This window comes from Acinetobacter sp. YH12252, assembly GCF_013417365.1.
GTDB lineage: Bacteria > Pseudomonadota > Gammaproteobacteria > Pseudomonadales > Moraxellaceae > Acinetobacter > Acinetobacter towneri.
In genome coordinates, this window is the sequence record NZ_VPEA01000003.1 from 235448 (window position 1) to 254638 (window position 19191).

Below are 19191 nucleotides of genomic sequence, written 5' to 3' on the forward strand. Positions count from 1 at the left end.
TAAACCCACAGTAAATATTTGCAAATGATGTAAGTTAAAACCAAGAAAAAAATCTAGCAGACTTCTCTCATCTCAGCTTCATCTCCAAGATACAAGGTCTAATGCTGTGCATGTTTAAATCATGATTTCGCCCTGCAAATATAACTGCGCATAACCTGAAATTTCGATGCGATCATTAGGCAAAATCTTGCAATACAGTACGCCACCTCGGGCAGAAGCCTGATATGCCACAAGTTCGGTTTGCTGTAATTTTTCTGCCCATAGCGGTGCAATTGCAGTATGAATTGAACCTGTAACAGGATCTTCTGCAATGCCCATGGCTGGTGCAAAATAACGCGATACGCAGTCATACTGTGTATTTGCAGAGGCAGTAATCGCAACATCAACACTCGACTGTGCCGTAATGGCTGTGCGCAACTGTCCCAATTGTTTTAATAATTCAAGGTTAGGCTGTTCATCTAACACATCTTGTACCGATTCATATTCCACAATATAGGCTTGCGCATTGATATAGACGTTTTTAAATGGTTTAGTCAAAGCTTGGCGTAAAATATCGGGATAATCTTCAACTTGTTGGGCAGCACGAATTGGGAAATTCATGCAAATTTTGCCATCTTGCTGTTGCTGAACTGTAAAAATCCCCAATTTTTTCACATGAAATTGAATTGTCTTTGTCTCGGTATAATCCTTAAATAAAACAAAGCCGCTGGCAAGTGTCGCATGTCCACAAAAGTCGACTTCTGTTGTGGGTGTAAACCAGCGAATTTCAAAGTTTTCCGCATCTATCATTTTGACAAAAGCGGTTTCAGACAGATTATTTTCCAATGCGATATTTTGCATTAAATCATCGGCTAACCATGTTTTACTAACAAGTACGGCAGCAGGATTGCCTTTAAATAATTCATGGCTAAAAGCATCGACTTGGTAAATTTTCATTAATGAACTCATGATCCTAAAAATATATACACTTATTTCATCTTAAGTTCTTTTCACTATAAGTGCCTAGCCAATTTCTGTACTTTCAATCTGCCAAGCGGGTTGATTTTGGACTAATTCGGCATAAAGCGAGCAGTAGTATCAGGGAAGTATGTTATTGGCTGTGATGCCAAGTTTGTAAAAGCTGTCTTCTTTAGCCCAACATTGGGCTTTTTTAGCGCTTAGCTTTCTAGTTTTTAATCGTTGTGATACTGCTGCTCATTTTGGCAAGCACACCAAAAAAATATTTATCAATAAGCAATACTTTCCCCCATTCTTATCGCATAATAGAGCCATCTCAAACGCACTGTATTTGCGATTTAATTGGAAATCGCCCGTTTTTCCTTTTAAATACTCTCAATTTTCCCAATTTATTGAATTTAAAGAAGCATTTCTTATGAAAATCGTCATCTTAAATAAACCATATGACGTTCTCTCTCAATTCCGTGAAGATGAAAAACATCTCACCATGTCGGCTTTTGTTGATGATCCAGACTTACGTTTAGCTGGTCGTTTAGATATGGATTCGGAAGGCTTGGTGTTCTTGACTGATCATGGCGGCTTGAATCAGTTTATTACCAATCCAGCCAATAAAAAATACAAAACCTATTTGGTTCAAGTCGATGGTGATGTCACTGAAGATGCCTTGGCACAATTGCGTAAAGGCGTGGAACTGAAAGATGGCATGACTTTGCCTGCGCAAGCGTATAAAGTCGATGAGCCTGAATGGTTGTGGGAGCGTGATCCTCCTGTACGTTTCCGTGCTTCTGTACCTACTTCGTGGATTGAAATTTCAATTTGTGAAGGTCGCAACCGCCAAGTGCGTCGTATGACGGCTGCGGTTGGTTTTCCAACTTTGCGTTTAATCCGCACCAAAATTGGTTCAATTGACTTGGTACAATTGGGTTTACAACCCGGTGAAACTAAAGAAATCGAACCGTTGTTGTATCCTGATTTTAAAGATGTGCCTGCTGCTGAACCGTATCGCTCGCGTTCGTATGTGAAAAAACCTGGTGGTACGGGTGGCAAGCCAATCCATCAAAAGAAAAATAAAGATGGCACTACCAAGAAAAAATCAGGTACGCCACGTATTTGGCAAATGGAAGAAAGTGAGAAACCTCGTCGTAAGACCAATGGTACTACACGCCCTAATACCAAAAGCCGTGGACGTCGGGCACGTTAATGAGTTGGTGAGTCAAAACTCAACTTGTTCAAGATACAAAAATGGATGCCGAAGCATCCATTTTTTTATAGCTGAACTTTAAATTAAACTTTAACTCAGCCTTTTAACCACTGTTCTACTTTTGCCTGATCTGTAACGCTTAATGCCACTTCTGGCAATTCAATCTGCGCAGCATTCAGTTCAAAAGTCATCAACTCATCACGGCGGAATGCATGAACAGTATAAGCTGCATCCTGTTTGGCATATTGCTCAAGTGATTTTACAGATGCCTTTAAACCATCAATCGCAACAATCACATCAAGCGCAGAAAGTCCTGCTTTTGCCGCAGCACCTTCACGATGGGCAGCTTGTACCAACACCCCTTCAGGTTTATCTGCCAATTTTAAACCAAACGGCAAAGACTTATCCTGTTTTAGCTGATAATCAACGCCAAATTCAGGCAATAACTGATCGATCGGCAATTCATCAGTCGTGTTAATTAAATGATGGATTTGCTCCGACCAATCATCTCCTGTCAATTCTTTACATAATTCAAAGATAGTGCGCTCATGCACTTGAATGCCCTGTTGCGCATTAGCGTACAATTTCTGCATTAAGGCATCTAAGCTTGAACCACGTAAACGCAAGCCCAAATCTAAACATAAAGCCACCAAACAGCCTTTGTTATAGTAGCTGGTTCCTGCATTGTTCGAGTTTTCATCTTGACGATAGAACTTAACCCAAGCATCAAAACTAGATTCTGCTACCGTTTGAATCGCACGACCCGGATTTTGCAAATAACGATCAATTTGTGCTTTGAGCAACTCCAAATAAGCCGCCAGATCAATTACACCACTACGCAGCAATAACAAATCATCGTAATAAGACGTAAAGCCTTCAAAAATCCATAACAGCGATGTATAACCTTCCTGATTCAGATCATAATTCACAAAGCTTTCAGGACGAATGAATTTCACCAACCAACTATGAAAATACTCATGGCTGCACAGACCTAAAAAGCGCTGATAATCTTTAGAAGGTTGTTCAGGTTCGTTAGCTTTCGGCAAATCATCACGAGGTGTAATTAAACTGGTACTGTTTGGATGCTCTAAACCGCCATAGCTATTGCCTGTTGCCATGGTCATAAAGGTATAGTTTGCAAATGGCGCAGAACCAAACATGGTAATTTGTGTAGCACAAATTTTTTCAATATCTTGCTGCATACGCGCAGCGTTCATTGCATGTTTGCCCGAAACCACAAATTCGTGTGGAATATCTGCTGCGGTAAAACTAAAACGGGTTTGTTCTGCCAATTCAAACGGTGCATCAATCAGTTCGGCATAGTTTTTGGCTTTTAAGGTATAACGCCCTTTCACCAAACTTTTTGCTGCCAAACCTGTCGCAAGCTGAAAATGCTTCAGCTCGTCTGGTAAAAATAATTCAACTTCAATGGCTTTATCTTCTTGCCCATCTAAGCCCAAACAGGCACAGGCAGGATTGACGTATAAACGGGTTTGATCGACATAAGCGCCACGCACTGACAAATCATAAGCGTAGACATCATATTCCACCGTAATCAATTCATGATCGGTGTTAAATAAGCGCCATTTATTCTTTTCAAATTTCTGAATTTTGAGGATACGCCCCGCTTCATCATAAGCACGTACCGACTCAAGATGTTTGGAAAATTCACGAATTAAATAGCTGCCTGGAATCCAAGTGGGTAGAGATAAAACCTGAGTAGGATTAGCCAAAAAACGCACGGTGACATGAATAAGATGCTGACGATAATCGTCAAATTCGATTTGATAATGCAACATAATGGGCAATACAAAATGTATAAATAAGAACTTGGCAACAAGCTTAACATTTTTTTAGCAATTGATGCGTCAAGATGAGATTTGTCTGCATTTATGGGTAGCCATCTGAGCAAAAAAGGCATAGCATTCCCTAGTCAATTGTTATTGTTTTTGCTGCTTAAAACCATTGTGACACCAATGGATTGGTGTAAATAAGGAACTTCTTTGAAACGTGTTATCTATCTGATTGCGGCGCTCTGCTGGCTCTGCAGCGCAATCACGCATGCCGCATTATTGAATATTCAAGCTGAAAGTGTCGAAGCCGAAGCATGGGCAATTTTAGACCCACAATCTGGGCAAGTGATTGCAGAACACAATAGTCACGTACAACGTGCACCTGCTTCACTCACTAAAATGATGGTGGCCTATATTGTGCTGAAAGATATTCAGGCAGGTAAATTAGACCGACATGAAATTTTGACCGCAACACCTGTGGTAGAACAAGTGATGTGGGATGAATCACAAATGTATCTAAAAGCAGGTGAGCAGATTTCGGTAGATCAATTATTGGCAGGCTTAATTATTATGTCTGCTAACGATGCTGCACTCACTTTAGGTGAACGTGTTGCAGGTGGTGTGCCGCAGTTTATTGCCCGAATGAATCAGGAAGCGCAAGCTTTGGGTATGCAAGACACACATTTTCAGAATCCGTCTGGTGTGACCATGCCAAACCATTATTCTTCTGCGGCAGATATGGCACGTTTGGCACAAGCGATTGTGACTGAAACACCCGATTATTTGGCTTATTCAAAACAGACCAGTTTTACCTATAATCAGCACTTTCACCGTGCGACCAATATTTTATTAAAACAAGACCCAAGTGTAGATGGGTTAAAAACAGGCTTCACCAAAGCTGCAGGCTACAACCTTGCCTTAACTGCAAACCGCCCAACATTGGATAGTGCTGCACCTGAGCGTCGTTTAGTGGTGGTGGTGATGGGAACCAAGAGTGCGCAAAAACGTGCTGAAGTGGCACATCAATTATTAAATTTAGCTTATAGCTATACCCGTAATGAAGTCGCGATTAAACCCAAACAAATGATTGCAGAATTGCCTGTGGTGAAATCGACCTTACGCATGTTTAAGATTGAAAGCAGTCAGCCAAAGTTTGTGACGACATCATTGTATGAACAGCCACATGCAATTAACTTGGCGCAGTTTGATCAAAGTACTCAACGTCTACAACTTGTGAATGCACAAGGCGAATTAGAAACGATTGAACCTGCACAGCGCACACAAATGCATGTCAATATTGAATTGTCTGAAAAATTGCTGACTGCGCCATTGGCACAGGTCATGAAACTGGCAACCGTACACGTTTATCAAAATAACCAATTGATTAACAGCTTTTCGATTGAAGAACAGGTCAACATTGTTGAAGCCAATATTTTTGAAAGAATCATGATGTGGTTTGGCAGTTTGTTTAATTTCTTTAGCCATCAACCTGTAGAAGATGAGAAAACTTCACTCGGTTAGAAGCCGATGATCCTCAAGAATTAAATATCACCAAGATGGGCAATGTCCCATCTTTTTTATTGTCATCTACACATCATACAAAGGGCTTAAAATGAGCCTGCAATAAAATCTGCAAATTTATAGGTATGACGCACAAATTTGCATTGAAATTATAAAAATTGCCCCGATTAACTAAAAAATGTCATAAAAAACTCGGAAAAGTGAAGAATTTGCAGAAATGTCTATAACAAATTCCACGTTTCACTTTATGATGTACCCTTAAAAAATTGAATGGATCAATAACATGACTGCTATTGCAAATGACCTCGTGGTTTCTTTCCACTACACATTGACTAACGCAGAGGGTGAAACTCTCGACAAATCTCAAGGTGAACCACTTGCCTATTTGCATGGTGCAGGTAACATCATCCCTGGTTTAGAAAAAGCGTTAGAAGGTAAAACAGTAGGTGAAAAATTTACTGTAAACGTACCTGCAGCTGAAGGTTATGGCGAATACAACCCAGACTTAGTACAAGAAGTTCCTGCACAAATGTTCCAAGGTGTAGACAACATCCAAGCAGGCATGCAATTCCAAGCGCAAACTGATGATGGCGTTCAAATCGTAACTGTAAAAGCAGTTGAAGGCGACAACGTAATTGTTGATGCAAACTTCCCACTTGCTGGTCAAGATTTAACGTTTGAAGTTGAAATCATTGAAATCCGTGAAGCTTCTCAAGAAGAATTAGATCACGGTCACGTACACGGTGCGGGTGGTCATCACCACTAAGATCAGTATTGATCGAAGCAAAAGGCAAAGTATTTTTACTTTGCCTTTTTTGTTTGTCATTCTAAAATTCAGGATAAGCACATGACTGAAAGATCCTTTCAGGCAGACTATTGCGGAAAGATCATTACAGGAAAAATCAACACAGCACATTGTCGTTTTATTGGACAATTAAACCCTTCGCATTTAAGACAATTTTACCCAGTCATGCTTATAATGAAGTCACCTTTCTAGCGCTCACATCAAGCATTCTTCCCATGCAAAACTATAATTTAGTTTGGTTCCGACAAGATTTAAGAATTTCAGATCACACCGCACTTTGGCATGCTAGCCAAGCAGGAGCTTGTATTGGCGTGGTGATTCTTTCGCCTCAGCAATATCGTTTACATCACGATGCGCCCATTAAAATTGACTTTTACTTGCGTCAATTAAATGCACTAAAAGACGAACTCGCACAACTCAATATCCCACTGATTGTTCAAATTACACCATCTTGGGCTGACATTGCACAAACACTGCTCCAACTATGCCAAACATTGAAGGACTCTCATCCGATTCAAAATATTTATGCCAATATTGAATTGGGAGTGAATGAGCTAAAACGTGATCTTGAAGTTCAACAAACCTTGAACCAACACGGTCAGGATTTGGTTTTGTACCATGACCGCACGTTTTTTCCTGTGGGTACGGTGCGCAATCAGAGCATGAAACCGTATCAGGTATTCAGCGCATTTAAAAAATATGCCTATCAACAGTTGAATGTCAGTATTCCGCGTTGCTTTCCTCTGCCGCAACCACAACTACCCATCCAACTTCCTAAACAATATCTCTCTACAGTGCCAAGTTTAGAACACTTAGGTTTCGACCCGCTTCCAACGGCACAACAAAACTTATGGGCAGTCACGGAACAACATGCACATCACTTGTTGGATGATTTTACACGTGAAAAAATGCACGATTATCAGCAACAGCGGGATTTTCCTGCGTTGTCTGGTACCAGCCAATTATCTGCGTATTTAAACTGTGGCATTCTCTCCATTCGGCAATGTCTGGCTGCGGTTTTTGCTCATTCACAAGGGCATTTTCATCTCGAAAATGTAGGACAACAAACTTGGTTAGATGAATTACTTTGGCGTGAGTTTTATCAACATATTTTGTTTGATTATTCCAAAGTTTCCAAGCACCGTCCTTTTAAAGATCAGACCACACAAGTGGCGTGGCGCAATGATTCTGCTGGTTTAGCAGCATGGCAGCAAGGAAAAACAGGCATCCCCATTGTGGATGCAGGTATGCAGCAACTTTTACAAAAGGGCTGGATGCATAATCGAGTCAGAATGATTTGCGCGATGTTTCTGTGTAAAAACTTATTGATTGACTGGCGCTTGGGCGAACAGTGGTTTATGCAACATTTAATTGATGGTGATTTGGCTGCCAATAACGGTGGCTGGCAATGGTGTGCCTCAACTGGTACAGATGCAGTGCCCTATTTTCGGATTTTCAACCCAGTAAGCCAATCACAAAAGTTTGACCCCAATGGTGATTATATTCGCACATGGCTACCTGAGCTGGCACATTTAGATGCCAAAAACATTCATGAACCGTATGTGAAAAATCCAAACCTAAAACTGGATTATCCTCATCCAATTGTAGATTTAAAGCTCAGCCGTTTACGTGCCATTGAAGCCTTTAAACAGCTTTAATTTAGATAGCACAAACATGAGATTTGTCAGCCCTCCCATCTGCCATTCCTTAGCATGATGGGAGATTCAACGATTAAAGCAACAGTTAGGCGGCTAGCTCGTCACGTTTAAAGACCAATTCGCCTTTTAAAGAACTGTCTGCATCGAAGTAATAACCTTCACTATTAAAGGCTTTTAAGTCTTCTGCGCGTTCTAATTTATTTTCGATGATAAAACGTGCCATCAAACCACGGGCTTTTTTGGCATAAAAACTGATGACTTTATATTTGCCATTTTTCTGATCTAAAAATACAGGTTTAATAATTTCAGCCTGAATTTTTGCTTCCTGCACCGACTTATAATATTCATCGGAAGCTAGATTCACCAATAATGCCGACTGGTTATGTTTTAAATCTTGGTTAATTAAATTGGTGATGATATCGCCCCAGAAACGATACAAATTTTCACCGCGCGCATTATGCAACTTAGTGCCCATTTCCAAACGATACGGCATCATTAAATCTAAAGGACGCAATAAGCCATATAAGCCAGAAAGCATACGCAGGTGTTGTTGAGCAAACTCAATATCTGCAGCAGACAAACTATAAGCATCTAAGCCTGTGTACACATCACCTTTAAAAGCAAACATGGCCTGACGCGCATTGGCAAGATCAAATTCTGCTTGCCAGTCACGAAAACGCTCGACATTTAAAGTGGCAATTTTTTCACTCACACTCATTAAACTGGCAATTTCTGTAGCAGAAAGTTTACGTGCTACATCAATTAACTCTTGTGAATGTTGAAGTAATCTAGGTTGAGTATATTCATCGCTTGGTAATGCAGTTTCATAATCTAAAGTCTTGGCTGGAGAAATTAAAGCGAGCATAAACCACCTAAATAAAAAATACTGCGCTCACTATAGCAGCAGCTTTCAACAAACTCCAATGCGTGTTTTTGTTTAACCCTATCGGAAAAACACGTTGCGTTGTATTGCTAGAAGATGATCTCTTAGATCAATCCAACGTGGAGGCTGAGGTGCTTTTATTTCAGTGTCTGCTTTAAAAAAACATTGATTCACTCTGATCAGTTGAGCTTATTTTTTTTATAGTACTTGCAACATTTCTCTAGGCAATAAAAAACCCACTTAACTCTCCCAAATTAAGCGGGTTAAATAAAAATTATTTTGTTGTATTGTTCTTGCTGCTTAATATACGGTTGCGATGTGTCATTTAGATGACATTTCAATTAAAAAATGAATAGGATCTGTTGACATTTGCTGTATAAAAAAATAGCGAGATAGTAAAATTCAATCGCCAAACCAAATTCACTACTCGCTATACCTCGTACAATGTTGAATGATCAACACTGGTCTAAGTTAAAAGCTATTCTCGCAATTTTAATATTTATCTCAAATCAAATTTGAGAAATTTTTTTGAGGCAATCCTATATCGTATTAGAACAGGATGCCCTTCGAGAGATTTACCCGAGGTTTTTGGTAATCCAAACTCAATTTTTAAAAAGTAAAATCGCTGGTCTAATAAAGATAAGATAATGAAAATATTTAAAATATTCTCAGAGAACGCTGATCGTGAATGGATATTTATTGATGCTACTCATGTTAGAGCACACCAACATTCAGCAGAAATCCCTAATCAGGATATTTCAAAAAGTGTTGGGGGTAATAGTTCTAAAATTCACTTAGCTATTGACTCTCACGGTAACCCGATCGAATTTATTATTTCAGATGGAACCACCCATGATGTCAAAGTTGCCCCTATTTTAGTCGAACAATTAGATTTAACTGACACTGAAATAGTCTGTATGGATAAAGGCTATGATTCTGAAATATTAAGAGAGCAGATTAAAAATTAAAGTGCTAAAGCGAATATACCGAAGAAATCAAACACGAAATCAAGTAATGATCATATGGACTGGTATTTATATAAAATCAGACACTTAGTTGAGAATGCTTTTTGCCGTTTGTAGCAATTCCGAGGAATTGCTACACGGTTTGATAAACTAAAGCGAAACTTTCGAAGCGCAGTTGCCTTAGCTTGTATTTATCTGTGGCTGCCTTTATGAAATGTCAACAGACCCTATTTTTAATTTAAAAATCAAGTATAAATTTTAAACATCCAACGTCTTTGCAGCTTGGTTTAACCTTTCCATTCAAACTCACTAAAAGATTGGTCTTCTTTCAGAGTATTTTCTACCGCTTGCGCCAATTGATTTAATAAACTTTGCTCTGTAATCCGTTCTAGCCAGTCTTGTTCTTCATTGGGGTATGAAGTAATTTCACAAACAAGATGTCCATCTTCACCACGGCTTTGACAGTTCACAGCCAAAGGCAGCGCATGTTGATCTACACTTACAGCGACTTGTGCACCACTCTGCGGCAACGTTTGAAAGCCATAGTGAGATAAGTTTTGTGAAAGTAAATTCGCCACATAATTCTGTGCCAAAGTGCAATCTTGTAACTCTTGTTTATTTTCACAATTCGCCATAAATTTTAATTTGCGCATGCTCGAACCCAAAGGCTTTTTTCTTGTATGGGTTTAGCATAAGCAATAAAACGCAAACAGCCAAGCAAAAGCTTGGCTGTTTCAGCATAAAGTCTAGGCTTTGCGATTTGTCATCGCAGCCCGTATCGTTTTGGCTTATTCTGTCACTTGAATATTCAGACCTGCCACACCTGCAAGCTCAGTAAAGGTAGGGAAACTTGTTGCTACTGTTTCTGTACCTACAATTTTAATTTCACCAGAAGTACGCAAGCCTGCCATAGAGAAACTCATGGCGATACGATGGTCATGATGTGATTCAATCTCGCCGCCTGTAAATATCGCTGACCAGTCGCCTGCTTTGCCTTTACCCTGAATGATGATGCCATCGTCAGTGGGTGTGCAGTCAATGCCCATGGTTTTTAAACCATCTGCCATCACTTGAATACGGTCTGATTCTTTTACGCGCAATTCTGCAGCACCTGTCAGTACAGTTTGACCTTCAGCACAAGCTGCAGCAATGAACAATGCAGGAAATTCATCAATCGCCAATGGCACTTGATCTTCAGGAACATGAATCCCTTTTAAAGTACGTGAACCACGAATACGAATATCTGCAATTGGTTCACCGCCTGCAATACGTTCATTTTCCACGCTCAGGTCTGCACCCATTTGTTTCAGAATTTCAATCACACCTGTACGGGTTGGGTTAATGCCCACCGCTTCTAAGGTTACATCTGAATTTTCTGTAATGGCTGCACCCACCATGAAGAATGCCGCAGATGAAATATCAGAAGGTACTTGAATATCTGTACCCACCAATTTACCGCCGCCTTGCAATGAAATACGGTTACCTTCAGTTTTCACTTCATAACCAAATGCACGTAACATACGTTCGGTATGGTCACGCGTTGGTTCAGGCTCAGTCACTGAAGTTTCACCTTCTGCCCAAAGCCCTGCCAATAAAATACCTGATTTCACCTGTGCAGATGCCATTGGCAAATCATAGTGAATGCCTTTTAACGCTTGCGCACCTGTAATCGATACTGGCGGTGTGCCACGTTCACCCGTCGTTTGAATTTGTGCACCCATTTCACGCAATGGTTTAGCAATACGTTCCATTGGACGCTTGGTCAATGACGCATCACCTGTCATAACAGAATCAAACTTCTGTGCAGATAACATGCCTGCCAACAAACGCATAGATGTGCCTGAGTTGCCCATATAAATTGCGCTTGCAGGTGCTTTTAAACCTTGCATGCCTACGCCATGAATGGTGACTTCACCATTTTTAGGACCTTCAATGCTCACACCCATATCACGAAATGCTTGCAAAGTCGCCAATGCATCTTCACCTTCAAGGAAACCTGTCACATGCGTAGTGCCTTCAGCAATGGCACCAAACATAATTGAACGATGTGACACAGATTTGTCACCCGGTACGGTAAATTTACCTTGGAAAGTCTTAGCACCCGGCAAAATCGTAAATTGTTGTGTCACGTTATTGTTCTCCATAAAAGGTTTCTTGGCGAGCATGTGGTTAAAATGCTGTCGTGCCGCTTGCGCATGTCCTAGCAAGCCCATTAAAGCATGCGAGTCTTCTTGTTCAATCAATTGGCGAATAATCTCAAGTTGACTTTCAAAGCCATCCACCGCTTTTAACAATGCAGTTTTATTGGCCAAGAAAATGTCATGCCACATTTGTGGATCGCTGGCAGCAATACGTGAGAAGTCACGAAAGCCTCCCGCAGCATAACGGAAAATGTCTAAATTATCTTCCCGATTTGCCAATTGTTCGACCAAATTAAAGGCCATTAAATGTGGAAGATGACTGGTATACGCCAATACCTCATCATGTTTTTCCACATCCATGCAAATGACTTCAGCTTTGGCGCTTTCCCACATTTGAATCAGTTTATTGACTGCCCACGGCGCACTGCTTGGCAATGGTGTCAAAATGACTTTGTGATTGGCAAATAAATCAACCTTGCCTGCATGCACGCCTGTATGCTCTGCCCCAGCAATTGGATGCCCGGGTACAAAACCTGCAGGTAAATGTTCTCCAAAAACCGCTTTGGCTGCAGCCACGACACTGCCTTTGGTGCTGCCTACATCGGTCAGAATTACATTATCTGCCAAATGTGGCTGAATTAATCGCAAGACTTTTTCTGTAGCTTGCACAGGTAGCGCCAACACCACTAAATCTGCGCCTTGAACCGCATCTACAGGATTGTTAAAGCCTTGTTCAATTAATCCTAATTCCAAAGCATCTTGCAGCGTTTTTTCAGAACGGGTCGATGCCACAATATGCCGACTTAAGTTTTCTGCCAGCATTACACGTGCCAAACTCGAGCCTATTAGCCCGAGTCCGATAAATGCAACTTTTTCAAACAATGGTTGCGCCATGTTTTATGCCTTCGCTTCCTTGCCCAATACTTTGGCTAATGCACGCAGGAACTTGGCATTTTCTGCTTCTGTGCCAATTGAAACACGTAAATGGGTCGTAATACCCACAGGACGTACAATTACACCTTCTTTCAATAAGGCATTAAAAGTTTGACCCGGATCGGCTTCTACATCTACCAAAATAAAGTTAGCACGTGAAGGCACATAATTCAGACCCAATGCTTTAAAGCCTGCTTCCAATTGCGCCATGCCTGCTTTGTTGGCAATACGTGATTTTTCGATAAAATCTTCGTCTTTTAATGCCGCAACCGCAGCCACCATTGCCAAGTGATTGACGTTAAATGGTTGACGAATACGGTTTAAATAATCGGTCACTTCTGCAGAAGCTAAAGCAAAACCAACGCGCAGCGCCGCCAAACCATAGCACTTAGATAAAGTACGGCTCACGATTAAGTTTGGATATTGCTCAAGGAATTTAAGGCTGTTGAAGTTTTCTGGGAAATATTCCACATAGGCTTCATCTAATACCACAATCACCCGTGCAGGAACTTTTTGCATAAAGGCTTCAAATTCAGCCTCTTCAAACCATGTGCCTGTTGGGTTATTTGGGTTAGCAATAAAAATTAACTTGGTGTTGTCTTGAATTGCTGCTGCCATAGCATCCAAGTCATGTGAGAAGCCTTTGGCAGGCACTTCAATCGCTTGAGCATTAATCGCTTGCGTTACCAAAGCATATACTGCAAAGGCATGTTGGCTATACAACACTGAATCTTGATCTGAAACGAATGCGCGAGCAAACATTTCTAGCAAATCGTTTGAACCATTGCCCAAAGTAATACGGTCATGCGCAAAGCCAAATTGTTTTTGAATTTGGTCTTTTAAAATAAAACCACCACCATCTGGATAGCGACCAATTTCAGCAATTTCTGCTGCAACGGCTTCTTTGACTTTGTCTGAACAGCCCAATGGGTTTTCATTTGAAGCAAGTTTGACGATATCTGTAATCCCCAACTCACGCTCAAGTTCACTGATTGGTTTACCTGGTTGATAAGGCTTTAACTTCGAGATGCCTTCATTGGCTGGGACAAACGACATTTTACACTTCCAGTTGACTAGGTGGTGAATGTGGCGCGCATGACAAACATGCACACCACTGAATTAAATACGATTACAACACGGCAGCAGGATAAGAACCCAAGACACGAATTTCTTTCACCAATGGACGGATTTCTTCAATCGCTGCACGGACATTGTCTTGCTCGACATGCCCTTCTAGGTCAATGAAGAATACATAGGCCCATTTTTCAGGCAAGGCAGGACGTGTTTCAATACTGGTCAAGCTAATATTGTGCTTCGCAAATGGTGCAAGAATCTCAAGCAATGCCCCTGCGCGGTCATGTGCAGACACCAACAATGAAGTTTTATCATTGCCACTTGGTGGAACTTTCTCACGACCAATCACCAAGAAACGTGTGGTATTTTCTGGGTTATCTTCAATATTGCTATGTAAAATTTCGAGTTCGTAAATATTGGCCGCAATTTCAGAAGCAATTGCAGCAGAATGCCATTCATTACGAATACGGCGCGCTGCTTCTGCATTGGAGCTGAGTGCCACACGTTCTACACCCGGATAATGTACATCTAACCATTTACGGCATTGTGCCAAAGTTTGCTGATGCGCATAAATTTGTTTAATGCTGTCTTTACGAGTGTTTTCTGACACAAGGAATTGGTGATGAATACGCAATTCTACTTCACCAATCACATTTAATGGCGATGATTTAAAGCAATCTAAAGTATGGTTCACCACACCTTCAGATGAGTTTTCGACAGGTACTAAACCATAGTGTGCACTGCCTGCTTCCACTTCACGGAAAACTTCATCAATAGTAGGCAAAGGACGCACAATCGCATCTTGACCAAAATGTTTAAGTACTGCGGAATGCGTATAAGTACCAATTGGCCCTAAAAACGCAATACTTTGTGGCGCTTCAAGTGCCAAACATGCCGACATAATTTCACGGAATAAACGTGCCATGGTCACATCAGACAACGGCCCTTCGTTGCGTTCCATAACATTACGTAAAACTTGCGCTTCACGTTCAGGACGGTAAAACAACGGGCTCTCTTCTGCTGCAAATTTTGCTTTCGCCACCGCTTCAGCAAGTCGTGCTCGACGGTTAATCAGCTGCTGAATCTGTTGATCTACAGAGTCAATATCTTCACGGATTTTAGCGAGATCAAGAGAAGTCGTTGTGTTCTGATCGTCTTGGATCATTGTTATGTCGCCCTTCATAAACATTTTGCAAATAGTATAACAATAGTTAGCTTTCAAATGTTGCGCAATACAACTTTCAGTGTTTCAGATTTAAAAACATACAGTTGATCAAAGCATCACCAATCTATACATTTAAGCCGCAACTTTGCACAACGTACCGCTTAAAACTGGGCAACTATGCTTTTCTTTTTTGCATCTCTAATTCTAAGCGGTGTAATTTTATTTTTAAGTGTAATTATCAATCAGCTCATTGCTTTTAAGTCTGATCAAATTCATAAAAAAAGAGCCAGCACTGGGCTGACTCTGGAGATGATCCTTGATCTTTATTCAATTGGGCTTTTAGGCATTGTTTTAACGCCCCAATAAACCACGCGCGACAATTTCTTTCATAATTTCATTGGTTCCACCGTAAATTCGCTGGATTCGCGCATCGACAAAGAAACGAGAAATCGGGTATTCCGTCATATAGCCATAACCGCCAAACAGTTGCAGCAATTGATCGGCAATTTTCATTTGCATATCTGTCGCAAAGCTTTTTAAAGCGGCTGCAGTTTCGACGTCCAGTTTGCCCTGCATATACAATTCGACGTTTTGATTATAAAAAGCAGCGGTTGCCAATTCATCAATTTTAGCCTGTGCCAAAACAAAACGGGTATTCTGGAACTGACCAATGGCTTGTCCAAACGCCTGACGCTCTTGCACATATTGTGTGGTCACATCAATTGAACCTCGAATAGCACCCAATGCAGTAGCTGCAATCGCAGTACGTTCACGTGGCAATTCTTGCATTAAATAGGCAAAACCATGCCCTGCCTGTCCTAACAATTGATTTTTCGGCACTTTGACATTGTCAAAGAATAGCTCTGACGTGTCTTGTGAATGCAAACCAATTTTTTCCAAATTGGTGCCTTTTTTAAAGCCTTCTAAATGAGTATCGACCAACATGAGCGACACGCCTTTGGCACGTGCTTGCGGATCTGTTTTTACTGCCAAAACCACTAAGTCTGCATGCTGACCGTTAGAAATAAAGGTTTTAGAACCATTCAGTACATAATGATCATCTTGCAAAATGGCGTTGGTACGCATGGCTTGTAAGTCTGAACCCGCACCTGGCTCGGTCATGCCAATTGCACCAACCACTTCACCCGACACCATTTTAGGCAGCCAGTATTGTTTTTGTTCTTCTGTACCAATATGCAAAATGTACGGCGCAGCGATTTCAGAGTGACAGGAAATACCTGTAGAGAGTGCGCTATAACCTGCACGTGCCGACTCTTCGACCAACATTAGGGAATAATGCGTTGGAACACCATAGCCGCCATATTCTTCAGGCACATCAATACATAAAAAGCCATTTTCACCTAACAGATTCCACACGCTGCGCGGCATGATGCCCTCACGTTCCCACGCAGCATAATGCGGTGCAATATGCTCCTGCATAAAACGTCGAAAGTTATCTCTAAATAATTCTAAATCAGCATCATAAGCCAGCATATCCAATCCTTTATTTTTCAATTGTTGTTTTCAATAGTATCCATGCTATGCATTTTTATACAGGCTGTCATGTGTTATCCCTACAGATTGTCTTACTTTACAGTCAAACTTTAGTCGTCATTTCAGATATGCAATGAAACTTGTGGCAGCTCGTACAAGCTGAAGCTGTGAATAGTGCTGCAAACTGTTGCCGAAGTTTATACACTAGTATACTAACTAAAGATGTGTGTGAACTCGCTTATGCCAAATACAAACCCCAATAAAAGAAATATTTATAAAGATGCAGAACATCCATTCGCACAATTTATTCGAATTATTGGCAAAGGCAAAACAGGCGCACGTTCACTGACCTATGACGAGGCCTATCAAGCTTTTTCTATGATTTTGCGCAATGAAGTGTTGGATGTGCAATTGGGTGCTTTTTTAATGTTGCTGCGTGTGAAGGAAGAATCTGTAGAGGAGTTGGCAGGTTTTGTACAAGCTACCCGTGATCAACTGCAATTTAAACCGCTTCAGGTCGATTTAGACTGGTCATCTTATGCAGGTAAACGCAGACATTATCCGTGGTTTTTATTGGCAGCGCTGACTTTAGCAAAACATGGCTATAAAGTGGTGATGCATGGTGCTTCTGGGCATACCATCAACCGTTTATATACCGAACAAGCACTGCAATATTTAGATTATCCAATTTGCCAAAATGACCTAGACGTTGAGCAACAATTAGCGCAGCGTAATTTTGCTTATTTACCTTTAGATGTTATTTCACCGATTTTGAGTGAGTTGATTAATTTACGCAATGTGATGGGTTTACGTTCTCCTATTCATACCCTTGCCCGTTTAATCAATCCTTTTAATGCCAAAGCCACCATGCAGGCGATCTTCCACCCCGCTTATCGCAGCTCGCATCAACAAGCCGCATTTCAGTTGGGTTATCAAAACAGTGCAGTAATTAAAGGCGAAGGCGGTGAATTTGAGCGCAACCCTGATGCCAAGACATTAATTTGTGGCATCAAAAATGGCGCTTTATATGAACACGAACTGCCTAAACTGACCGATAACCGTAGCCCTGTAGAAGAAGAATTGGATTTGGCAGTATTTAAAGCCGTCTGGCTAGGTCAGCAAACTCATGAGTATGGTGAAGTCGCCATTACTGAAACCATGGGTATTGCTTTATATACCATGGGTGTTTGTGATGATTATGCGGCAGCAATGCAAAATGCACAGCAGCTTTGGCAAAATCGTCACAACTAAAACGTCATTGAAGATACAAAAAAAGACACCCATCTCAGGTGTCTTTTTTATCTTTCAATTTTCATGAAAGCAGTTTTGCATCATTTAAACAAAACGAATCGGTTTAAATTCTTCATGCTTGTGATGATCGTCATCACACTGCTCGCCTTCTTCTTTAGTGCCACGGTCAATATAGCCACTACGCTCAGTTTCAGGCAGGTTTTTCATTTCCCACGCATACACTGCTTGCATACAAATTTGACGTTGCTCTTGGGTCAGCGCAACACCATTAGGCCACTTGCCAATTTCAATTGCCGTTTTTAAACGTCCAACAATTTCAGGATCGAGTACGGCAAGCATTTGTTCAATATTCATCATTCATCCTGCTGTTGCATTGATTCAAAATCTTGATTCCACCCTAACTTGGTTCGACAAGCCATATAGAAGTCATAACCTGGTGGATGTAATAAATTTAATTTATAAGGATGTTTGCGGATATGCAAACTATCTCCGACATTTAATGAAACACTATGTTGACCGTCAGCACTAACCATCGGCAACACACGGTTTTCACGAATATTGATTTTAATTTCGCTGTGTCCACCCACCACAATTGGGCGTGAAGACAAGGTATGTGGATGCATAGGCACCAATGCAATTGCATCCATGCTCGGATGTACAATTGGGCCACCACCCGACAAAGCATAAGCCGTTGAACCTGTTGGGGTCGAAACGATTAAACCATCACTGTGCTGACGATAGACATATTGCCCATCAATATTCAGTTCAAAGTCAATCATGTGAACCGACTTACCCGAATGTAGCACCACATCATTTAAGGCAATCGCTTCATAAATGATTTCACCTTTAGAGCGCACTTCCATTTCCAATAAAAAACGACGGTCTGACTGAAAATGTCCTTGCAAAACCTGATCGAGTTTAAAGATTACTTCTGTCGGTTTAATATCGGTTAAAAAGCCTAAACGCCCACGGTTCACACCAATTACAGGGGTATTGTATTTAACCAAAGCGCGCGCTGCGTGCAGCAATGAACCATCCCCCCCCACCACAATCACCAAATCGACCACTTCGCCTAATAAAGCACGGCTGACTGTTTGGGTGTTGTTATAAGGTACAAGTTGAGCAGTGTCAGAATCAAAAACGGGATGCAAACCCAATCCTAAAATATGGTCGTGAATCAGACATAATGTTTCTACGACAGAATATTTGTCTGGACGGCCAATCAGTCCAATGTTCCGAAAGTTCTTATGTGAAATTTGCACCTGCGATATCGCTCCGCTACGATTCGACGCCTATCATAGCACTAACCTAGTTGATTTAAAAAAACTTTAAAACTACATTTCTGCTCAA

15 protein-coding genes and 1 pseudogene are annotated in these 19191 nt (G+C 41.0%); 6 read left to right on the forward strand and 10 right to left on the reverse strand.

The genetic code is table 11. The features are described 5' to 3' along the window. Positions 1 to 114 precede the first annotated feature (114 nt). On the reverse strand, positions 115 to 936 hold the full coding sequence (locus FTV28_RS04920; protein WP_096901874.1) for a PhzF family phenazine biosynthesis protein: 822 nt from the start codon (positions 934 to 936) through the stop codon (positions 115 to 117). A gap of 436 nt (positions 937 to 1372) precedes the next feature. On the opposite strand from FTV28_RS04920, the gene FTV28_RS04925 reads away from it, so the two are divergent. Next, positions 1373 to 2158: an rRNA large subunit pseudouridine synthase E gene (locus FTV28_RS04925; protein WP_096901872.1), complete on the forward strand. Its 786-nt coding sequence runs from the start codon at positions 1373 to 1375 to the stop codon at positions 2156 to 2158. A 95-nt stretch (positions 2159 to 2253) separates the two neighbouring features. Here the strand turns inward: FTV28_RS04925 and FTV28_RS04930 are convergent, their stop codons facing one another. Continuing rightward, positions 2254 to 3957, reverse strand: a complete 1704-nt coding sequence (locus FTV28_RS04930) for a M61 family metallopeptidase (RefSeq protein ID WP_179989594.1) — start codon at positions 3955 to 3957, stop codon at positions 2254 to 2256. Between the two features lie 204 nt (positions 3958 to 4161). Here FTV28_RS04930 and FTV28_RS04935 point away from each other — a divergent pair, with 204 nt between their 5' ends. The 3 genes from FTV28_RS04935 (at position 4162) to FTV28_RS04945 (ending at position 7935) form a co-directional block, all read left to right on the forward strand. Beyond that, positions 4162 to 5472, forward strand: coding sequence for a D-alanyl-D-alanine carboxypeptidase family protein (locus FTV28_RS04935; RefSeq protein ID WP_179989596.1), 1311 nt, complete (start codon positions 4162 to 4164; stop codon positions 5470 to 5472). A 283-nt stretch (positions 5473 to 5755) separates the two neighbouring features. Next, complete coding sequence (gene slyD / locus FTV28_RS04940) at positions 5756 to 6238, forward strand: peptidylprolyl isomerase (RefSeq protein ID WP_096901865.1); 483 nt, start codon at positions 5756 to 5758, stop codon at positions 6236 to 6238. Positions 6239 to 6492: 254 nt separating this feature from the next. After that, positions 6493 to 7935: a deoxyribodipyrimidine photo-lyase gene (locus FTV28_RS04945; protein WP_179989598.1), complete on the forward strand. Its 1443-nt coding sequence runs from the start codon at positions 6493 to 6495 to the stop codon at positions 7933 to 7935. 85 nt (positions 7936 to 8020) lie between these two features. On the opposite strand, the gene yaaA is transcribed toward FTV28_RS04945, so the two are convergent. Beyond that, positions 8021 to 8800 (reverse strand): peroxide stress protein YaaA, encoded by a 780-nt coding sequence (gene yaaA / locus FTV28_RS04950; protein ID WP_179989600.1) that lies wholly within the window; start codon positions 8798 to 8800, stop codon positions 8021 to 8023. Between the two features lie 450 nt (positions 8801 to 9250). On the opposite strand from yaaA, the pseudogene FTV28_RS04955 reads away from it, so the two are divergent. Then, positions 9251 to 9996 (forward strand): annotated as a pseudogene (locus tag FTV28_RS04955) (IS5 family transposase). Positions 9997 to 10070: 74 nt separating this feature from the next. Here FTV28_RS04955 and FTV28_RS04960 read toward each other — a convergent pair. From FTV28_RS04960 to FTV28_RS04980, 5 genes are all read right to left on the reverse strand, one after another. Then, a complete protein-coding gene (locus FTV28_RS04960; RefSeq protein ID WP_004972981.1) occupies positions 10071 to 10436 on the reverse strand; it encodes a hypothetical protein in 366 nt (121 codons plus the stop codon). Positions 10437 to 10571: 135 nt separating this feature from the next. After that, complete coding sequence (locus FTV28_RS04965; protein WP_179989602.1) at positions 10572 to 12818, reverse strand: bifunctional prephenate dehydrogenase/3-phosphoshikimate 1-carboxyvinyltransferase; 2247 nt, start codon at positions 12816 to 12818, stop codon at positions 10572 to 10574. Between the two features lie 3 nt (positions 12819 to 12821). Beyond that, on the reverse strand, positions 12822 to 13913 hold the full coding sequence (gene hisC / locus FTV28_RS04970) for a histidinol-phosphate transaminase (RefSeq protein WP_004972978.1): 1092 nt from the start codon (positions 13911 to 13913) through the stop codon (positions 12822 to 12824). Positions 13914 to 13986: 73 nt separating this feature from the next. Continuing rightward, positions 13987 to 15096, reverse strand: a complete 1110-nt coding sequence (gene pheA, locus FTV28_RS04975) for a prephenate dehydratase (protein ID WP_004972976.1) — start codon at positions 15094 to 15096, stop codon at positions 13987 to 13989. Between the two features lie 351 nt (positions 15097 to 15447). Further along, positions 15448 to 16590: an acyl-CoA dehydrogenase family protein gene (locus tag FTV28_RS04980; RefSeq protein ID WP_096901859.1), complete on the reverse strand. Its 1143-nt coding sequence runs from the start codon at positions 16588 to 16590 to the stop codon at positions 15448 to 15450. 240 nt (positions 16591 to 16830) lie between these two features. Here FTV28_RS04980 and FTV28_RS04985 point away from each other — a divergent pair, with 240 nt between their 5' ends. Beyond that, entirely contained in the window at positions 16831 to 17841 is a 1011-nt protein-coding gene (locus FTV28_RS04985) for a glycosyl transferase family protein (protein ID WP_096901857.1), read from the forward strand. An 84-nt stretch (positions 17842 to 17925) separates the two neighbouring features. Here FTV28_RS04985 and FTV28_RS04990 read toward each other — a convergent pair whose 3' ends face one another. Further along, positions 17926 to 18195: a YeaC family protein gene (locus FTV28_RS04990; RefSeq protein WP_004972971.1), complete on the reverse strand. Its 270-nt coding sequence runs from the start codon at positions 18193 to 18195 to the stop codon at positions 17926 to 17928. Beyond that, a complete protein-coding gene (locus FTV28_RS04995) occupies positions 18195 to 19112 on the reverse strand; it encodes an NAD(+) kinase (RefSeq protein WP_207973958.1) in 918 nt (305 codons plus the stop codon). The genes FTV28_RS04990 and FTV28_RS04995 overlap by 1 nt, the downstream gene beginning before the upstream one ends. Positions 19113 to 19191 lie beyond the last annotated feature (79 nt).